We start from the raw sequence: 18,336 nt of genomic DNA on the forward strand, positions 1-18,336 counted from the left end.
GCCCTTTCGGTTCGGGAATTCCCGAACTCATTTCGATAGGATAATTATACCAACGCGCGTCCGAATTTCAAGACAAAAAAAAGACGCCGATTTATTCAGCGTCCTCTTCCGCAGCTTCTTCAATTTCGAATAGCTCATCGACTTCTACTCCGAGCGCCTTCGCAATCGAAAAAACGTGCCAGTCTTCGTGTCGACTGTTCTTATCAAATCGCGATATCGAGCCTTGTGGCACGCCTGATGCTTCGGATAGCCTTACTTGCGTCCACCCTTTCGCCTTCATAACGGCGTTTAGACGCGGCGTTGCGTTTAGTTTCATTTCGACCACCTCTGCGACCATTATACGATATCGAATAAATTTCTGCAAATCCGTTGACATTCAATATCGTATATCGTATATTTAGAGCAACGAAGGGCCCTCGTTAATAAAATCCGAGAGGGGTAACGAAATGATTAACGCATTACAAAAACTGAATAAGGCGATTAAAGAACGAAACGGAGGCGCAGCCCCACCGACCAAAGCAAAGCTGCACCGTCCGAATCGAACGAAGCACTTCCAGTATATCACAGCGTTTATTCTATGCACAATGTTATTCGCATCCACTTCAGGCACCGCGCAAGCCACCGATGTTTACCGCAACTTTGCCGAACTCCAAGCCAACGAACCCGAGACGAACTACAACATTTTAGCAATCGACCGCACTTCGCCCGTTTTGATACTCGCGCCACATGGCGGCAGTATTGAGGGCGGCACCAGCGAATTAGCTCGCGAGCTCAGTAACGACTACTCTACGTATCTATTCGAATCGCTTAAAACGCCCGGAGGCTCCGACCTTCACATCACGAGTACCCACTTCGATGAACCGACCGCGCGAGATGTTGTCCCACGACACCAACGCGTTATATCGCTCCACGGCTACAGCGACAGCTCCGAGCACATTATCGTAGGCGGAACCGATCCTATACGCGGTCAGGCGTTAGTAGACCGCTTAAACGCTGCCGGCTTTAGTGCCGAATTAGTAGGCGTAGGTCATCGATTCGCAGGCGTAAGTAGCGAGAACATAGCGAATAAGTGCATAACCGGCGAAAGCTTACAGATCGAGATCAGTACCGGCTTGCGTAAAAGCATGTTTGGCAAGTTCTCGCTTATCGGACGCGCTGGAACCGAGAACGTCACGTTCTATAAGTTTACCGGGTTGTTGTCGGAGTTCATTAACGAAAACTATAACGTTGGAGGTATCGAATAATGAGATATACGTTGGAAGTCGAAAAGTACGGCGTGCGTTGGGACGGAACTGAGGCGGCTATGACTACGCAAGGAATTAATCGCGCAATATACGAGGCGGCTGAGGCCGGTTATTCTGAGGTTGAAATCCCTAAGGGAAAATATCTTATCGATGCCGTAAATCGTATCGCAGTTAAACCGGAAGAAGGCGCCGGGGTACGTGTACCCTCGCACATGTCCCTAATATTGCACCCAAAAGCAGAACTTATTGTAGAGCCGAACAGTTCTTACGGATATTCCTGCGTTTACCTTGGAGAGGTCGAGGGCGTGACGATAAAAGGCGGAAAGATACGCGGTGAACGTTATCAGCACGATTTTACTGGGCACGGTAATCTCAAAAAGAAGGAAACACACGAATGGGGCTACGGCATAAACGTACATGGTGCCAAGGATGTCGTGATTGAAGGCGTAGATATTGCGGAATGTACAGGTGACTGTATTATGGTTAACGCGCAAGGCATGTTAAATGTACCTTGGACGACTTACCGACCGGCCCGCAATGTTACGATTGAACGATGTAAATTAGACGGAGCGCGTCGAAACAATATATCGGTCACCGGCGGAGAGGATGTTAAGATCCTGAATAACGTAATAACCAACGCCGGTATAAACGATGGATGCAAGCCTATGTTCGGCATTGATATCGAAGGTTACGGAGAAGGCGACATTGATTACGAAGAGCCTCGCAACGTGAAGATCAAGGATAATACTTTCAAAGGAAATGTGTTGCAGTCTGTTTGTAACTTCAGTGGATATGAGGTCGTTATTTCCGGAAACTATTCGGATAATTCGATCTCTTACGGATTCGGAACCGACACCACTATCTCGAATAATACGTTTGTACGTACGGATAAGAAATATACCGCGATTACGAGTCTGGGCGTGTCGGCTGGCTTTACCGGAAATAACACGACAATCACCGGAAATACGATAAAAGGCTTCAGCAGTGGTATTGACGTTCGCGGAGCAGACATCTCAGTATCCGGCAATACAATTTCGGAGCTTAGTGCTGATGGCACCGCATTAGCTACCTTCGAAGCCAAGAACGTTAAGTTTTCGGATAACATCGTAAACCACTGCCCGGGCAAATTATGTAGTGCGCGTAATTCAAAAGATATAACGTTCGAAGGTAACGATCTCCACGATTCGGATATTACTGCGATAGAGATTGCCGATTCCATTAACGTTAAAGCGAAATCGAATGATATCAAACGCAGTAAGCAAGGCGTCGTAGTTACGCGGTCTTCGGCGAAACTGATAGATAACGATATTGACCTTACCGACTACCCTAGCGCGGTAGGATACGCTATTTCTTTCGATAAGGGAAGTGACGTGGATATCAAATACAGCCGTATACCAAAACCGTCAAACATGGCTATTTACGGAGAAAGCGCCGAAGGGCGGAGTGTCCGCATTAAGAACAACGACATCACTGACGCGAAATGTCTGATACCGATTTACGTCGTCGGCGGTAAAAACCCCGAAATATCCGGAAATGACATAACGTTCAACCGGAAGGCTTCCGGCGGCTACGGAATTCAAACGAAAAACACAGATGGCGCATTAGTAAAGGAAAACGATGTGCACTCCGTCAGCTCTTTCGGGCTGTACAATCCGATAAAGACTTCCGAATCTATTAATTCGCGAGTCATCGGAAATAAGATATCGGGCACCCTATCGCTTAACAAATCCGATATAGAAACAAATAATATTTTAATTTAATCGTTGACATCCAATATACGATATCGTATAATTAAAGTAACGAAAGGAGGTGAACGGTAAATTGATTGACATCATCGTAAAGCTTTCCGCACTCCTTGGCACTTGGTTAGCGATTTTCAAACTATCGCTAGAACTTCGCAAGATGCGCAAAGAGGCGAAAGCAAAAGAGCGACGGATTCCGACCAAGAAACACCGTCGCCGCACATAACCAACGGGGGCGAAAGCCCCTGTCAATCAATTATACCACGTATGAAACGGATTAATACCACGGAAATTTTGCTAATTGTCGTCCTTGTCTCTTGGATCGCAAGCATGAATTTCGCCAAGCTCTCCGCGCTCGATTATATCGGTATCGGATCAGCGCTCGTATTCTTCGCGCTTCTGCTCTTACGGCGGAAAGGCGGTGCCGAAAATGACGCTTAATATACGACGCCTGTGGTCGAATGTACCGCCTTTAACGGCACAACAGAAAGCGCAGATTATCGACCTATACGAACGTCCAACGACACTTTTCCAAGACAGTGGACGCGCGTATCAGATCGGATTTAATACGGCGCTTACCTACATCGGATATCTAATCGAAAGGGAAACGGAGCCAGAACAATGATTGAATATACTTGCCACGATTGCAATTACGCAAAGTTAGATATCGAAATCAAACCGGACGCGTGCTGCCCTACGTGTGGTACGCGGCTGGAAGTCGAGGAGGAAATCGTATGACTTCAACACGCAACGATTCGATAATAAAGAAAATTCGCGGTCTATTGGCGATTGCAAACGACAATAAAAGCGATGAGGAATCGCAAAGTGCGTTCCTATTGGCGCAGAAACTCATGATTAAACACGATATTTCTTCCGGTGAGATAACAGAAGAATCCGCTGAACAAGAGATCGTAAAAGGTCAGGTAACGGCTTATAAGCGGCTTTTCTGGTGGGAACGTTCGTTAGCACATATTATCGCGGATAACTTCAAAGTTGAATTTTATTACAATAATAAACGTTTTGACGGCGAACAAAGAAAGAAGAAAACTGTAATCTTCTTCGGCTATGACAGCGATGTACAGCTTGCAAAAGAGATGTTCGTACTCGCCTATGAAGCGCTTCAGTTCTACTCAAAGCGTTTCATAGATTCCTACTATAAGGAAGGATACGCCAGCAGAACCGTAAGAAAGACCAACGATCTAAAAAACTCTTACATGAAGGGATTCCTTGACGGGCTTAAAGAAAAATTCGCCCAACAGTTGCATCAGATGAGAGAGGAATACGGACTGATGGTTATTAAACCGAAAGAAGTAAGCGACGCGTACGATGAGCTTTCGAAATCGTTCAGAACGGCGCGAGCAATACAAGTCCCGGATATAGAAGAAATGTTTGCGTATAGTAGCGGTCATCACGACGGAAATACCATCGATTACACAAAATCGACTATTGACGACGAAGTTGTCGGCTTCTAAAGGAGGAAATCGTATGAAACGTATAATAATCGGAAGTTCCCTTGCTCTATCTCTTGTAGCTAACGGAGTTTTGGGCGTTTATTTAGCGAAAGCCAACGACGATGCCGACGTAGCTTATCGCGTGGCGGACGACATGGCACACGAAGCCAAGATCGCACAGGAGAGCATCGAGCGGGAGTATATCGTCGAGGGCAAAGATTACGCAGTTTCAGCAGATGACGGCGGATTCGCCTTCGACCCGAAAAAGGCTAATGTTAAGCCCGGCGACCGGATCAGCGTAACTTTTACCCGCGATCAGTACGAAAATGGCAACGGATATCAGCAGATTAAGGTTATCGAATAATGCACGAAATGAGCCGCCGTAGGCCTTCGGATACTTACTGTACCTGAACGCTCCTACGACGGCTCTCTTGCTGTAATTTCGTGGTATAATCGTTCTATACAACGATGTAGGACACGGAGGTAAAGCGAAAATGGAGGAAAAATACGAGACTAACGGCATTGATACGTCGATCACTTACGAATACAAGGAATTTCCGGATAAGCGCGCAGGACGTTGCGATAACTGCGACTATACGCTGTTCAAAAGCTCGGTGAAGAGCGGGAAGTTTTTGCGCGAATGTAGACGCTGCGGAATGAAAAAGAATATATAAAAGAGGTGTATCGTTTGGACATATTACAAGAGATCATTCAATTACGAGAAAGAGAACAATCCCTTAACAAAGCGGGTTATGAGCAAGATGGCGGAAAGAATGTAGGAGCAATTATCGCTCATAAACCTATTGGTGATACAAGACACCGTTTTCTGGGCATCAACCTTAATGGGTGGAACATTTCCGTGGAAGAAGAAGAAGAAAAAAGCGTAACTGCATCTGGCGAGGTTATTGAAAGAAGCAAAGTCATCGAGGAAAGAAAATTGACCGATGAGGACGTTGTCAATCTTATTAATAGCGATGATTTCACCTTACAAGAAATGAATAGGTTATTAAATAGATTCAAAGCTTTAGACATACTTAAAGAGAAGTAGTCAACCATAAATTACCGGGAACGAATCACTTCGCTCCAGCCGACTATTACTATATCATTATAGTAATACAAAGCTGAAACGAGGTGATTTTTTGTTTATTTCGCCAATGTTATTAGAGTCCGTAAAAGACCCGTTCGACTCTGACGATTACATTACGGAAATCAAATTCGACGGCATCCGTCTGCTCGCGTCCAAAGATGACGGCCGCATACGCCTCTACACGCGCCACAACAACGAAGTCACCGCTAAATTCCCCGAGCTCCACACGCTACAGATCCCGGATGGTACCGTTTTAGACGGCGAGCTTATCGTGCCCGGACCGACAGGCGCCGGAGACTTCGAAGCTATGATGGAGCGGTTTCAATCGCAAAAAAGCTATCATCCGATAGTATTCTGCGTGTTTGATATATTGCGACTCGACGGCGTATCAGTTACGTCGAAGCCGTTACGTGAGCGAAAGGAATTATTAAGCGGACTCGCTCTTGATCATCCTAACGTTAAGATTGTCGATGGCGTTTCCGGAAATGGCCGCGCTGTTTTTGAATTAGCGAAAACCTCCGGCATTGAAGGTGTGGTTATGAAGCGTGCTAATTCGTCTTACGCGGAAAATAAGCGGTCAGATCGTTGGCTAAAGATCGTCAACTACGAATATACTGACGTATGGATTACGGGTTATCGGAAAGAGGATAATGCGCTTGTTTTGGCGTATGAAGACGGCGCGTATGCGGGTCTTATGGAGTTTATGCCGAACGCTGAACGGCGGAGATTTCACGCGGAGCGGGTAGACGTAGGAGAAACGGATAAATACGTGAATATAGAGCCGATAAGATGCCGCGTGAAGCATCGATTTAAGACACGGAAAGGATTGCTGCGGATACCTTCGTTTGATTCGTGGAAGAGCTGATGATATATTTAAGTCAAAAACACCGAAGGAGCTATACGAATGGACGAGAAACAATACGCTCGCATTGCGCTTACAAACGGGCAAATTGCGGGCTTTGAATTACCTACGAATCTAAACAACCGAGACATAGCAATCTTAAAATCTCAGATCGAGGTTCTTGAATTACAAACGGAAGATGACGAAGAAAAGACGCCCGTATAAGGCGTCTTTTTTCGTTTTATGCTCCGCGTGACGGGCTCGCACCTCTACTCGCGCTTTCTAACGGACTAGCTCCTCGTAGCATTCCCATTCGCCTCACCCCCGATATAGTCAAATTATACCTTCTTGACGTTAAATAGCGCAATCAGCGTTTTGTCTGGCGTTTTTGATTGCCGGTAGAATACGTTAGGATTAAACGTATAGCGCTCCGGCTCGCTGCCGACTTTAATGCGTGCCACAACATATTCGCCGTCGAATTTCATCTGCTTCAGCCGTCGGCCAAGCGTATCCGAAGTAACACCGATCGCCGCCGCAAGCTCCTTCTTATTGAACCAGCGAATGCGCTTCGGGTTCTTTTCGAAAGGATTTTCGCATAGAGCGTTAGTCTCGTAGTGGATAAACGGCAGCATCCGATAGATCAGGCCGATGTCTGTCGCCTTCACTTCGCTGTACACACGTTTGATCTTCGCGCTGTATAGCTTGACGACTTGCTGGTTACCGAAATTCCCTTTGAAGTGGTAGCGCTCATTTACGCTATATAGGCCGTTCTCTTCCCGGATGATGTCGTGCTCGGTACATGCGGAAAGGAAGTCGTAAAAGGTCATTCGTTTTTTATCGAGCTGTAAAACGGCCATCATATCCGCAGTAGTCATCGGCGTTTTATTGCGGCTTGATTTGATTAGCACACCGTTATAATCGACGTAGCACTGAAGCAGCATCAGGTAGCCACACTGTGCCGTCGTAAGAGCGTCATAGACTTCGTGAATATTGGACATATTAGCGTTTGAGAAATCGCGCCGATCAATCGCCTTTTCTTGCTGCTGCCGAAAGGCTACGTCTTGGTTGCGGTGCCGCAGCGTGTACATTTCCGACCAATCTTCGCCTGTCTCCGTATTAATAACTCGTAATCTCTTCATTAAATCGTCTCCTTTTTCACAAAATAAAAGAGCGCTGAATTGGCGCCCTCACAACGTATAGACAACTAACGCGGTAAAATACGGGTATTAGTGATAAACTTTTTCGCCGGTTGCGATATTTACGGTGAACTGGCCGGGAGTATACCTTCTCTCCGTAATCACCTCCCCTTTCGGCGTTTTACCGATGGCGACTAGATACCCTTTCGTAAAAGAATTGTAGTTTTTCCTACGCTCTTCATTCCGTGCCTTGGCGCGTCTATCCAGTAATTTATTTTCGTATGAAGAACGTGGCCTCCGAATTGGGCGGCCTTTATAGGAGCCGGTTTGGTCGTATTCCTCCGCCAATTTGTCTGAAGCTTCTCGTTTAAATCGCTCATCGAATTGGGTTTCGCTCATAATCGGATACTCTTCACGCGTCACCTTGTCCGGGTGAGAGTCGGATAGCTCCTCGTAGAGTACAAGATTAGCCATTCGTTCAAGCGCAGAAGCTTCCGGATGCTCTCCGGTAGAATCAAAGTAAGCATCTGAAAGGGCCGTTATTGTCTCAATACGTTGCTGTCGCGTCATCTTACCGGCCTTAGTGCGTGTGTACATTTCCGTAATTGTTTCGTGCAAAATCGGTTTATCCATCAATCCGTCCCCCTGTCGTATACCCTTCGCCATGTCCAGCCCAATAGTAATAAATGTCCGCAATCTTTTCGGAAGCTGTTTCGACATACTCCCTTACTGATACTTGCGTTATCCCCATCCGCTGTCCCGCCTCGGCTTGCGTTAATTCGCCGAAGTAAACGAGCTCGATTGCCTGCCGTTGGCGGTCCGTTAAGCCGGCGAGCTCAATCGCCTTGTGTATGTCGACCAGCACTTCTACGGCCGCATAATCACCGCAGCGCTTCCGACTGACGAACTTCTGATAATCGGTGAGCAGAAGCTTGACACCTTCCGCACTATCGAGCGCGTATGTGGCGTTAAATTCGCGATCCTTGCGGAGTAGATCAACCTTGACTATTCCCATACGTAAACCTCCCGTTTTGATTTCGTCTTGCAATCTAGTGATCGCGGCATCTTTTCGGATAGTTGCGATAAAAATGCCGTCATAGTGATATAAGGCTCGACATTTAAAACCCACTCCTTGAAATCGGGAAATTTATAATAAATATTTTTTAAACCTACTTCGCCCCCTTTCGTTTGACTTTCGCCCCAAAAGCGAATATAATTTCCGTATAATGTATAATCGAGGTGAATTGCGTGGTTATTAATTGGATTTCAGCGCAAAGCAATGACGCTTACATAACGCTTGATAAACAACGAAGAATTTACGTTTCAGCCGGAGCTCGTAAAATCATCGGCCTGCCTGAAAAAGCACCGTTTTACCTGACGATCGGCTATGATGACGAAGCTAACCGCCTTGTATGCGCAAAGCCCGAAAGTGTAAAAGCCGATGCAGCTCCGTTTAAATTCGATAAGCGTTCGTATAATAAGGCCGCAAGCAAAGTCATTAAGACTGCCGGCTTCAGTGACGAGGACCTTCCGTTGCGTTTTCAGATGATCGGAGAAGGAGAAGCCGCGAAGCAGCCGTATATGGCGTACCCTTCGGGCGTTTATGCTTTCGATTTAAGTCGCAACTGATCCGCCAAGTAATTCGACCATTAATTCGTCTAATTTCGCGTAAAGCTGCTCGTACGTCCCATCGTTCATGATTTCGTAATCAACATCGAAAGTTTGCAGCGCTTTTTCAGTCGGATGTTCAAGCGCCGTTAAATCGAAGTCGTCGCCGGCCTTTCGTGCGCGTTCGATTCGTAATTCCTCCGGCGCTGTAATGCGGACGATCGTAAAACCTTCGGCTCGCAGTCGGTCATATTCGTTCTGCTGCCGGACGTCTTCGATCAATACACGATTTTTTAAGACCGGTGATAAGCCGCAATCACAGTCGCGAGAAAAGAGCGCCATATATGCGTCAATTTTCGCCATACATGCGTCTATCCAGACGTTCTCGCCGAATGCCTCACGCGCCCACTGTCCGAACTTTTGATAATACGCGCGCGGCTTCGGCTCTTCTGGCACGGAAGGGAATGCGCGATGGAAAGCCGCCTTTAATTCGTCGCTGAAGGCGAACGTTTGGAAATCGTAATACGTCGACAGATAGCCGGCGGCTTCCGACTTGCCTGCGCGTAACGGTGCGGTTAGGGCGAGCTTCATAGTCCGGCCCTCTTTAGTGCCACAAAGGCCTCCGCCATCGCCTTCGCGCTTACTTCCGTTTCCTTTCCGACTTCTGCGGCCAACCGCGCCAATTCTTCGCCGAGCGTCCGATTGTCTCTGTGAAGCGTATCGATTTCGCCTTTATGACAATCGACTGTTCGTTTTAAAGACGCCACCTCTTGCGCTAAATTAGCGATAACGTCGATCGGGTCGGCTGGCTTCGGTTCGTCGGATTCGGTGGCTTCAACCGGGACGAGGACGCGATAATATCCGTGAGAGATTCCGCAAACAGATTCGCCATCAGATACTTCGTACTCAACGACGTCAACCGTACTAGCGCCTACATCGGTAACTTCGGTTACTACCCCGTCAGATTCGCCGCAGTCTCCATCAACGTGCACAACCTTCTCGCCTACTTCCGCCTTGCGATCAACAATTTCGTAGCGTTGCGTTCCAATGTGGACGATGTCGGTCGGTTCGAGTACGCGATATTCATCGTGATAGATAAGCCCACTATAGTTACCCTCAGATGTAGCTGCGTCACTTTCTACGAAATTCACTTCAGAGTGAAAATCACGATCTACCGTAAAAATATCGCCGGTCTTGTAAACATCCTCCGTATAACTTTTACCTACGATAACAATTTTTTCGCCCTCTAGCGCCCCCCGATCGACCTCTACGTATTCGCGCTTGATGCCGCCAAGTGTTTCGTCAGCCAGTACGTGGATTTTTGCGTTCGTTTCCGCCATTTATTCCGCCTCCTTTTCGTCTTTTAATTCGCTTCTCACCCGCATTAGAATCTTGCCGAGTTTATTCTGACCCCGTCCTCTACATACGCCCCATATAACGTCACCCCACGTGTTCCCCTCGATTAGTTCACACGATCCAGTATCGTGAAGCCGCGTTCGAAGGACCTCGTTTTGTCTGAATTTCGCTGACACTATTTCGTACATATATTGTTCTTTGACGAACTCCCAATCGTCGCGCAGCTTTACGTTACGCCCCTTTCTCTTCGCATGATTCGGAGGAAGTTCCGCGAATTGTTTCCGTATATCGTTAGACAGTACTTTCATCGCTTGAAAGGCTGCTTCATTATTTTGATACGTGATGCCTTCGTATGTCACCGGTGATGAATAGAAGTTACTAAGAAAATAAAACTTTCCGCGAAACTCATCTATTTTGTTCATCCGATCACCCTCCCGTTAATTTATTAAGCGAACCTGAACCGACTGCCGTCCGAACTGAACCGCGTCGTCTTCATTCGCAACTAAAACGTCAATCTTGGCGCCCTTGATCGCGCCGCCTGTATCGTTCGCCACCGCCTGAAACGTCGTACCGTCTGCCTGCCGCACCTCAACCGTTGAGCCTAACGCAATCACTGACGGATCAACTGCAATAATACGCTTGCCTGCGTGATAGATCGTATGGCTGACGTCGAGGCCGGTCGCTGTGGTTCCGGTGCATCCCTCTGCACAATATGCCGTATAAGCTGACGCTTCGAACGTTTGCCATTCGGAAGGTGCCGCCTCGTTCACCTGCGGAGGCTTTGTATTGCGCTTTTCGTTAACCTGCGCCTCAACTTCGTCTTTTACGGCAGCGAGTTCGGATTCGAGCGCTTTTATCTTCGCATCCTTGGCCGCCAGTTCAGCGTCCTTCTCTTGTACCGCGGATTCTTCTTCGGTAATGCGTGGCGGATCGGGCGGCGGAGGTTCCGGTGGCTTGGCGGTCGGGTTCGTAAGTAATTGCGTTGACATCGCTAGATTTGTTAGTATACCGATAAAATCAGTCCTTTCTTATACCGCTACTTTTCCGGTTAATTTAGGGTGCGGCTCGTATCCGATAATCTCAAAATCGTCGAACTTAAAGTCGTCGATATCCGTGACTTTTCTTTTAATACGCAACTCAGGTAGACTTCGCGGCTCTCTCGTCAATTGCGTTTTTATTTGGTCGATATGATTCGTGTATATATGCGCATCACCAATCGTGTGAACAAATTCGCCGACTTCTAAATCGGTGACATGCGCGATCATGTGCGTTAACAGAGAGTAGCTTGCGATATTGAACGGAATTCCGAGGAAAACGTCGCCGGAGCGTTGGTATAACTGACAGCTTAATCGCCCGTTTGCTACGTAGAATTGAAACGCAAAATGACACGGTGGTAACGCCATTTGATCGAGTTCGCCGACATTCCATGCGTTAACAATCAAGCGACGACTGTCGGAGTTATTACGGATTTGTTCGATGACCTGTTCGATCTGGTCGATAACCCCTCCGTATTCCGATACGGTATTACCTACGTGATTTTCGTGATGTAGATAGGTTTGCCAGCTTCGCCATTGCGCTGGATAGATGCGACCTAAGTCGCCGTTCTCGTCAGCCCACTCGTTCCATATTCGAACGCCATTGTCCGTTAGGTATTTCGTATTTGTATCTCCGCTTAAAAACCACAACAGTTCGTGCGCTATTGAGGGCCAGTGTAGCTTCTTCGTTGTAAGCAACGGAAAGCCTTCGCGAAGGTTAAAGCGCATCTGATAACCGAACGTTGAGAGCGTACCTGTTCCGGTTCTATCGGACTTCTCGACGCCGTTCTCTAATATGTGGCGAGCTAAGTCTAAGTACTGTTTATCCGCCATTTATTCGTCCTCCAATCTTTTTAATGCTTCGCCGTTTTCGCAAATAGTTTCGTTAATCAATAATCTACGAGCTTTCTCCTTCGTAGTTATTCGGAAGGTACAATCATCTTTCCCGTACATCTCGCAATAAACAATGTAATCGCGAAATAGATCGTTCATATACTCAATGTCGCCGCATCCGTACAGCTTGGCGTTTAGAAAACACGCATATATCTGCGTCATTAGCAACTAACCCCGCTGCTCCCGAAGCCGCCCGCACCACGATCACTATCGTCCAACGCATCAACTTCCATAAACACCGCTTGTTCTACCGGCTTGATTAATGCTTGCGCGATACGATCACCTTTACGGATTTTGTAGGTACTGTCCGGAACAAACACGCTTCCATAACGATAATCATCGACACTGAAATCGAAAAACTCAGCTTTTTCGGTGTACTCACACCCACCATCAACGAAAATATATCTCGTATCTTCTTCGCCGATCTTCTGTGCAATGTTATCGACAATCACTCCGACCTCGCCACGATAGCCCGCGTCAACCGTTCCGAGCTGCACACGCAAAGGCGTCTTCAGCGTAATGCCCGAACGCGGCCGGATTTGCATTTCGTAGCCTTCCGGAATCTCAAACACCAAGCCCGTCGGCACACACGTGGTTGCACCCGGCTCGATAATTACGTCCTCTGCCGCCACTAGCTCGAAGCCAGCATCCGTTGCGTGCGCATAAGCCGGAATCTGTGCGTCCGGTGATAACCGTTTGATATTTACGTTCATTTCGTTTCCTCCTTCGTGCTTCCGCTTGTTAATATCGCAATCAAGGCGAACACGGCAACTATCGAAAACCACCGAAATCCTATCGTATGGATGTACGGCAGGACGAAAAGCAGTCCGGCGATGACCGTTGCCGTGGCGCTGATAAATCGTTTCATAGGCGATGACCTCCTCACTTATATAACGGGTAGGTAACCGCCATTTTTGCGACATCGCCGGGTAATTTCCTTTCGTATATAACTGCGCATTAACTTTCTCCTTGGCACAGCGCCTTCATAAATAACTGCGAATCTACTCCGGAAAATGGACGGCTATTCGCCGAAATAAAAATCCGAATCTTTGAGCGCCTCGACCGTTGCCTTCTTATAGCCGTTTCCTTTTTGCGAGAAGAAGTCGTGCGATTTCGTCTTCGTATTCAATCCGTTCATGACGATAGGGTTCGGCCTTTCCTCTTCAAAATACGGATCGAAGCCGAGGTTTTGCAGCGCCTTGTTCGCGTTGTATCGAAGAAATCGTTTCACGTCGTGCGTTAAGCCGACCGCATCGTATAGGTCCTCGGTATATGCGACCTCAATATCGTACAGCTCCGTCAGTAGCTCGACGGCAAAGTCGCGCATCTCTAGCTGGACGTCCGGCTCTTGCTTTCCGTAGATCTCCTGCGCCAATAAGCCGACGTACACGCCGTGGATCGCCTCATCCCGAATGATAAGGTTAATGATCTCGCCGCTGCTCGTTAGCTTGCCTTGGCCGGCGAAATATAACGGATAATAAAAGCCGGAATAAAACAGGAAGCTTTCGAGGTATACCGAAGCCACAAGCGCCTTATACAGCGAAATGACATTGCCCTCTTTTATGTCGCGATATAGGCCGGTAATTAGCGCCGCCTTCCGCTGCAAATACGGATTTGTCTTAACCCATTCGAATACTTCGTTGATCGTCTCCGTCGGTGCCAGCGTCATGAATATATTCGAATAGGACTTCGCATGGACGGCGTTCTCCATCATCGCCATAAAATTCAGGACTGCTTTGCGTTGGTGGCCTGCGATATGTTGTGCAATGATAGGCATTCCGGTGTTTCCCTGCTCCGTGTCCAGTAACGTCAGGCCAGCGAGGCCTTGCATATATGTAGTCTGCTCGGCCCGGTTCAGCGCCTTCCACGAAAGGAGATCGCCATTTAGCGAAATCTCCTCTGGGAGCCAGAACTGCTTAACGTTCTGTGCGTAGAACATTTGCGTAAAGTCGTCTTCGTGGCGCGACCAGTCAGCCGCCGTATGGATTGCGTGTGTGTTCGTCAATTATTCGTCCTCCTTTTCGTTTACTGCAGTGCGCCATCTATTAATAAAACTACGTCATTCAATTCTCGAAATTCCTTTAGCAACTCTCCTGCGCTAATATCATAAACACCTTTATCTTGAGCAACTCGTAAAAATGCGAGCTCCTCAGTTATCAAGATCGGAAGAGCCTCTTCTAAAATTCCCGTTACGCTCTCACCTCCAACGCACTCTAAATATAGTTCGGTCGCTTTTACATACGGCTTTGTATAAAGATCGTTATCTTCAACACTTACAACAACCAACGCATAATACTCGTTCTCTCTGAATTCATAATAATGCTTCATTTTTCCGCCCCCTCTTCGTTTAAACGACGCAACTCAAGCATGAATCCTGACCGGTATCTTTTGTCCGCGCATAATATAGCGTCTTGATCCCTTTGTGATGGGCGTATAAGTCAATCCGGTTTAGATCGCGCGTCGTCATCGTATCCTTCAAGAACAACGTAAACGAGATACCTTGGTCGACATGCTGCTGGATTGTCGCGATCATATCGACGACCTTAAACATATCCATGTCGTACGCTTCTTTATAGAAGAACCAGTTTTGCGGCGACAACCCCGGCATCGGATAATACGTCTTCGAATTGCCGTACGTACGCTCCTCGATACGCTCCATAATCGGCATGACTGACGCCGTAGCCGACTGCACATACGAAATTGAGCCCGTCGGCGCAATACATAAACGATATGAATGATACATTCCGTGTTCGGATACGAAATGCTTAAGACACGCCCAATCGTCCTTAGTCGGGAGCTCAATACCCGAAAATAACGCAGAAACTTTATCGAACTTAGGAAGGTAATCATTCGCGAGATATTTATCGAAGAAACTTCCGTTTGCGTATGCCGAACCTTCATAACCGCGATAGGTTTTCCCGGTTTTACGCGCAATTTCTGCGGATCTCCTGATCGAATGGTAGTTAACAGCAGCGAAGAATACATTAGCAAAGTCGCGCGCTTCTTCTGATTCATAAGCGATACCATTCTGCGCTAAATAGCCGTGCAAGTTCATCGCGCCAAGCCCGATCGAACGCATCTCACGGTTAGCTCTTGCGACGGCTGGCGCGTTCTTGATGTTCGATGTTTCTGATACCCGCGTTAAGGCATCAACGGAAAGCTTGACGATCGTTTCGAAGTCACCGTTTGCCATAACGTTCGCAATGTTGAGCGATCCGAGATTACACGAAATATCGAGGCCGATTTCGTCTTCTTCGCCATAGTCCGTATATTCCGATACCTGTGACGCCTGAAGAACCTCCGAGCACAGATTCGAAAATTTAACCTTCGATACGTGACCGTTCGCGTGCTCAGCGTTTACGTTTCCTTCGAACATAATGTACGGATAGCCCGATTCGGACCGCAGCACGGCGAGCTTTTCGAGAAGCTTACGTGCGTCGATTTTGTCTTTGCGAACGGCCGGATTATCGACGAGCTGATCGTACATTTCTCCGATATCCATTTCGTCTAAATGTGTTCCATACGCTTTGTAAACGGTGTGCGGATAGAAAACGTAGGCCGGCCGATTCTCTCGCGCCAATTCTATGAATTTATCCGGAATGACAACGCCGATGGACAACGTTTTAACCCTCACGTCCTCGTCTGCGCTGATTTTCTTCGTATCGAGAAAATCGTGTATGTCCGCATGGAATACGTTAAGGTACGCCGCGCCCGACCCTTGCCGCTGACCCATCTGATCTGCATAACGGAACGCATGGTCCAGCAATTTCATTACGCCTACGACGCCCTTCGTCGCATTCTCAACGTCCTTGATCGCTTCACCTTTCGCCCGCAGCTTCGATAAGTTGAGCGATACGCCGCCGCCAAGCTTCGAGAGCTGCATCGAAATATCTATTGCGCGACTGATGTCGTTAAGCGAGTCGTTGACTTCGAGTAAGAAACACGATACTAATTCGCCCCGACGCTTCCGGCCCGCATTCAAGAACGTCGGCGTCGACGGCTGGTATTCTTGCCGCATCATCAAATCTACGTACTCGATCGCCTTGGCTGCGTCTCCTCCCGCGAAGAATAACGCGACAATAGAAACGCGGTCTTCGTAGCGTTCGAGGATCTTTTTCTGATCATTAGTCTTCATCGCATAGTCGTTGTAGAATTTGAACGCGCTCATAAACGAAGGGAAACGAAACTTATGCGCATAGGCCGCCTGATAAACCGCCTTGATCTCTTCGAAAGTGTAGGTGTCGAGGAATTCGGTTTCGTAGTAGTCATTCTCTCGCAGATAGTCGAGCTTCTCGCCTAAGTCGTGAAAAAATACGGTGTTCTGGTTTACGTAGTCGATAAAATAAGCGCGGACGGCTTCGATATCCTTTTCGAATTGGAACCGGTCGTCCTTCTGTATCATGATTTCGTTATTCAATTCGATATAGCTTGCGTGTTTATTTGTCATGGGCGTCCTCCTTTAACGCTGATCCGGGGATAACGGAATCTAGCCGTTTATTTGCTATCTCAACGTATTCCCTTTCGAGTTCAAACGTAATAAAATTACGGTTTAATTTCCTTGCCGATGCTGCAGTCGTTCCGCTTCCGCAAAACGGATCTAATATAGTATCCCCTTCGTTAGATGATTTCTTGATGAGGAATTCGATGAGAGACGCTGGTTTTTCGTGTGAGTGCAGAAGTTTATTAGGACTAATTCGATCAAACTGCAGTATATCCGTATGGCGCTTTTTACCGTTAACTTCGTTTAGACTTCGCCTACCTTTTTGTGCGAAGAGGATAGTTTCATATTGAGCCGCGTAAGCTCCGCTAAGGTCTCCCATTGACCAGTTATTTTTCATCCAAACTATCGCATTCTTCGTCTTAAAATGACGCTCGATTAGTGGCTGCTGTGAATAAATGCGATCCCAACGAGTAAACCAGTAAACGTGAGAGTTCGGCTTTAGAACTCTATCTACTTCCAATAATACTTGCGCAAGAAAATCGCTATTATTTTTACCATCGTTCAATATTCCTTTTGCGGATTTAAGTTCGGAGGACTTGCGGAAGTTACTATTAAAGTCGATCCCATACGGAGGGTCAGCAATAATCAAATCCACGCTATTATCCGGAAGCATTTTCATCCCCTCGATACAATCGCGCTGATATATCCGATTCACTTCAAGTTCCCCGATCATCTGTTTACCCAAGCGCGTTCACCCTTTCGATAAAATGTCGTACGCCCTCGTCCGTGCCCGCCAGTTCAAAGCGCCCGACCACCGGCACTCCATACTGCGCCGCAATCACATCGGCCGCCTTTCCGAAATTATCGCCCCAGTTGCGGTTACCCGACGCAGCCACGCCCGCCAGATAATCGCTGTTATCCGCAAGGAAATCCGAAACCGTGCCGGCGACCTGACCGAAGCCGTACGTACCAGTCACGCATACGAACGGCTCGGCGAGCATCAGCCCCTGCTTAATTTCGACGGCTGCGAGGCCGGTCTTTGCGACGAATCGGCGGACGTTGCCGGTCAGCGAATAGTAAGCGATCAGCATACGATCACCCCTTCCGTCTCTGAATTTCCGCCTCAACTTCGTCCAAACGCGCCTGTGTCCGTTCACGTTCGATTCGTTCTTCGATTAGTTTCCGATCGTGAAAGCTAATGGCGGTATCACTTTCGATCAGTTTTTCGTTAAGCCAGCGCCGCATATTCCGCAAACCTTCGTCGGTCGCTCCGTGGATCATTCGGCTGCCCTCGCTTTCTCGCGTTTATGTGCGCGGTATGGTTCGACTATAAGCCATAAGATAAAACGGACAATTCCGTAAAGCCCGACGAGAAGAAGGCCGAAGACGGCGATTACTATAAACAACGTCCTTACCACTGGAAACCCCGCAGACCAAATCATCAAGCTAATTGGCACAAGATACGCCACACCAGAACATATCCACGAGAGCGTTTCGTATAA

29 protein-coding genes are annotated in these 18,336 nt (G+C 47.6%); 11 read left to right on the forward strand and 18 right to left on the reverse strand.

Annotation, left to right across the window (positions count from 1 at the left end; all coding sequences use genetic code 11):
* Positions 1–91 precede the first annotated feature (91 nt).
* Entirely contained in the window at positions 92–316 is a 225-nt protein-coding gene (locus QRX25_RS14710; RefSeq protein ID WP_069013240.1) for a helix-turn-helix domain-containing protein, read from the reverse strand.
* A gap of 130 nt (positions 317–446) precedes the next feature.
* Here QRX25_RS14710 and QRX25_RS14715 point away from each other — a divergent pair, with 130 nt between their 5' ends.
* The 10 genes from QRX25_RS14715 (at position 447) to QRX25_RS14760 (ending at position 6,590) form a co-directional block, all read left to right on the forward strand.
* Positions 447–1,244: a poly-gamma-glutamate hydrolase family protein gene (locus tag QRX25_RS14715; RefSeq protein ID WP_212098903.1), complete on the forward strand. Its 798-nt coding sequence runs from the start codon at positions 447–449 to the stop codon at positions 1,242–1,244.
* A complete protein-coding gene (locus tag QRX25_RS14720; protein ID WP_212098906.1) occupies positions 1,244–3,004 on the forward strand; it encodes a right-handed parallel beta-helix repeat-containing protein in 1,761 nt (586 codons plus the stop codon). The genes QRX25_RS14715 and QRX25_RS14720 overlap by 1 nt, the downstream gene beginning before the upstream one ends.
* 61 nt (positions 3,005–3,065) lie before the next feature.
* A complete protein-coding gene (locus QRX25_RS14725; RefSeq protein ID WP_164965943.1) occupies positions 3,066–3,212 on the forward strand; it encodes a hypothetical protein in 147 nt (48 codons plus the stop codon).
* Between the two features lie 41 nt (positions 3,213–3,253).
* The gene (locus QRX25_RS14730; protein WP_212098908.1) at positions 3,254–3,427 is read left to right on the forward strand and encodes a hypothetical protein; all 174 of its coding nucleotides are present in this window, start codon (positions 3,254–3,256) and stop codon (positions 3,425–3,427) included.
* Between the two features lie 293 nt (positions 3,428–3,720).
* Complete coding sequence (locus QRX25_RS14735; protein ID WP_212098910.1) at positions 3,721–4,458, forward strand: DUF2786 domain-containing protein; 738 nt, start codon at positions 3,721–3,723, stop codon at positions 4,456–4,458.
* A 13-nt stretch (positions 4,459–4,471) separates the two neighbouring features.
* A complete protein-coding gene (locus QRX25_RS14740) occupies positions 4,472–4,801 on the forward strand; it encodes a cupredoxin domain-containing protein (RefSeq protein WP_212098912.1) in 330 nt (109 codons plus the stop codon).
* Between the two features lie 130 nt (positions 4,802–4,931).
* Positions 4,932–5,111 (forward strand): DUF8096 family protein, encoded by a 180-nt coding sequence (locus tag QRX25_RS14745; RefSeq protein ID WP_013351549.1) that lies wholly within the window; start codon positions 4,932–4,934, stop codon positions 5,109–5,111.
* Between the two features lie 14 nt (positions 5,112–5,125).
* A complete protein-coding gene (locus tag QRX25_RS14750) occupies positions 5,126–5,485 on the forward strand; it encodes a hypothetical protein (RefSeq protein ID WP_212098914.1) in 360 nt (119 codons plus the stop codon).
* A 91-nt stretch (positions 5,486–5,576) separates the two neighbouring features.
* Positions 5,577–6,389: an ATP-dependent DNA ligase gene (locus QRX25_RS14755; RefSeq protein ID WP_212098916.1), complete on the forward strand. Its 813-nt coding sequence runs from the start codon at positions 5,577–5,579 to the stop codon at positions 6,387–6,389.
* A gap of 39 nt (positions 6,390–6,428) precedes the next feature.
* Positions 6,429–6,590 (forward strand): hypothetical protein, encoded by a 162-nt coding sequence (locus tag QRX25_RS14760; protein WP_212098917.1) that lies wholly within the window; start codon positions 6,429–6,431, stop codon positions 6,588–6,590.
* 113 nt (positions 6,591–6,703) lie between these two features.
* On the opposite strand, the gene QRX25_RS14765 is transcribed toward QRX25_RS14760, so the two are convergent.
* The 3 genes from QRX25_RS14765 to QRX25_RS14775 form a co-directional block, all read right to left on the reverse strand.
* Positions 6,704–7,504 carry a hypothetical protein gene (locus QRX25_RS14765; protein WP_212098920.1) on the reverse strand — a complete coding sequence of 267 codons (801 nt, stop codon included), beginning with the start codon at positions 7,502–7,504 and terminating at the stop codon, positions 6,704–6,706.
* Positions 7,505–7,591: 87 nt separating this feature from the next.
* On the reverse strand, positions 7,592–8,134 hold the full coding sequence (locus QRX25_RS14770) for a hypothetical protein (protein ID WP_212098923.1): 543 nt from the start codon (positions 8,132–8,134) through the stop codon (positions 7,592–7,594).
* Positions 8,127–8,516 (reverse strand): sigma factor-like helix-turn-helix DNA-binding protein, encoded by a 390-nt coding sequence (locus QRX25_RS14775; RefSeq protein WP_212098926.1) that lies wholly within the window; start codon positions 8,514–8,516, stop codon positions 8,127–8,129. Before QRX25_RS14775 ends, QRX25_RS14770 begins: the two co-directional genes overlap by 8 nt.
* Before the next feature lie 224 nt (positions 8,517–8,740).
* On the opposite strand from QRX25_RS14775, the gene QRX25_RS14780 reads away from it, so the two are divergent.
* Positions 8,741–9,130 (forward strand): hypothetical protein, encoded by a 390-nt coding sequence (locus tag QRX25_RS14780; RefSeq protein WP_212098928.1) that lies wholly within the window; start codon positions 8,741–8,743, stop codon positions 9,128–9,130.
* Here QRX25_RS14780 and QRX25_RS14785 read toward each other — a convergent pair.
* The 14 genes from QRX25_RS14785 to QRX25_RS14850 all read right to left on the reverse strand — a co-directional run bounded on the left by QRX25_RS14785 (position 9,116) and on the right by QRX25_RS14850 (position 18,240).
* Positions 9,116–9,700 carry a deoxynucleotide monophosphate kinase family protein gene (locus QRX25_RS14785; protein WP_212098930.1) on the reverse strand — a complete coding sequence of 195 codons (585 nt, stop codon included), beginning with the start codon at positions 9,698–9,700 and terminating at the stop codon, positions 9,116–9,118. The genes QRX25_RS14780 and QRX25_RS14785 overlap by 15 nt on opposite strands.
* Positions 9,697–10,449, reverse strand: coding sequence for a hypothetical protein (locus QRX25_RS14790; protein ID WP_212101835.1), 753 nt, complete (start codon positions 10,447–10,449; stop codon positions 9,697–9,699). The genes QRX25_RS14785 and QRX25_RS14790 overlap by 4 nt, the downstream gene beginning before the upstream one ends.
* Positions 10,450–10,887, reverse strand: coding sequence for a riboflavin biosynthesis intermediates N-glycosidase (gene ybiA, locus QRX25_RS14795; protein ID WP_212098932.1), 438 nt, complete (start codon positions 10,885–10,887; stop codon positions 10,450–10,452). It lies immediately after the preceding gene.
* A gap of 15 nt (positions 10,888–10,902) precedes the next feature.
* Positions 10,903–11,454 carry a 3D domain-containing protein gene (locus tag QRX25_RS14800; protein WP_212098934.1) on the reverse strand — a complete coding sequence of 184 codons (552 nt, stop codon included), beginning with the start codon at positions 11,452–11,454 and terminating at the stop codon, positions 10,903–10,905.
* Positions 11,455–11,493: 39 nt separating this feature from the next.
* Positions 11,494–12,333, reverse strand: a complete 840-nt coding sequence (locus QRX25_RS14805) for a thymidylate synthase (protein WP_212098936.1) — start codon at positions 12,331–12,333, stop codon at positions 11,494–11,496.
* 221 nt (positions 12,334–12,554) lie between these two features.
* On the reverse strand, positions 12,555–13,106 hold the full coding sequence (locus QRX25_RS14810; protein ID WP_212098938.1) for a dUTP diphosphatase: 552 nt from the start codon (positions 13,104–13,106) through the stop codon (positions 12,555–12,557).
* Positions 13,103–13,261, reverse strand: coding sequence for a hypothetical protein (locus QRX25_RS14815; protein ID WP_212098940.1), 159 nt, complete (start codon positions 13,259–13,261; stop codon positions 13,103–13,105). The genes QRX25_RS14810 and QRX25_RS14815 overlap by 4 nt, the downstream gene beginning before the upstream one ends.
* A gap of 153 nt (positions 13,262–13,414) precedes the next feature.
* Positions 13,415–14,380: a class 1b ribonucleoside-diphosphate reductase subunit beta gene (gene nrdF / locus QRX25_RS14820; protein ID WP_212101751.1), complete on the reverse strand. Its 966-nt coding sequence runs from the start codon at positions 14,378–14,380 to the stop codon at positions 13,415–13,417.
* A 38-nt stretch (positions 14,381–14,418) separates the two neighbouring features.
* A complete protein-coding gene (locus tag QRX25_RS14825; RefSeq protein ID WP_212098943.1) occupies positions 14,419–14,721 on the reverse strand; it encodes a YosH family protein in 303 nt (100 codons plus the stop codon).
* Between the two features lie 19 nt (positions 14,722–14,740).
* Entirely contained in the window at positions 14,741–16,840 is a 2,100-nt protein-coding gene (gene nrdE, locus QRX25_RS14830) for a class 1b ribonucleoside-diphosphate reductase subunit alpha (protein WP_212098946.1), read from the reverse strand.
* Positions 16,830–17,579, reverse strand: a complete 750-nt coding sequence (locus QRX25_RS14835) for a DNA-methyltransferase (RefSeq protein ID WP_212098948.1) — start codon at positions 17,577–17,579, stop codon at positions 16,830–16,832. Before QRX25_RS14835 ends, nrdE begins: the two co-directional genes overlap by 11 nt.
* A complete protein-coding gene (gene nrdI, locus QRX25_RS14840; protein ID WP_212098950.1) occupies positions 17,572–17,925 on the reverse strand; it encodes a class Ib ribonucleoside-diphosphate reductase assembly flavoprotein NrdI in 354 nt (117 codons plus the stop codon). Before nrdI ends, QRX25_RS14835 begins: the two co-directional genes overlap by 8 nt.
* A 4-nt stretch (positions 17,926–17,929) precedes the next feature.
* A complete protein-coding gene (locus QRX25_RS14845; RefSeq protein ID WP_212098952.1) occupies positions 17,930–18,115 on the reverse strand; it encodes a hypothetical protein in 186 nt (61 codons plus the stop codon).
* Complete coding sequence (locus QRX25_RS14850) at positions 18,112–18,240, reverse strand: hypothetical protein (RefSeq protein ID WP_258415698.1); 129 nt, start codon at positions 18,238–18,240, stop codon at positions 18,112–18,114. Before QRX25_RS14850 ends, QRX25_RS14845 begins: the two co-directional genes overlap by 4 nt.
* Positions 18,241–18,336: the final 96 nt, after the last annotated feature.

It is taken from the genome of Bacillus sp. L381, from assembly GCF_030284525.1.
Classification (GTDB): domain Bacteria; phylum Bacillota; class Bacilli; order Bacillales; family Bacillaceae; genus Bacillus; species Bacillus amyloliquefaciens.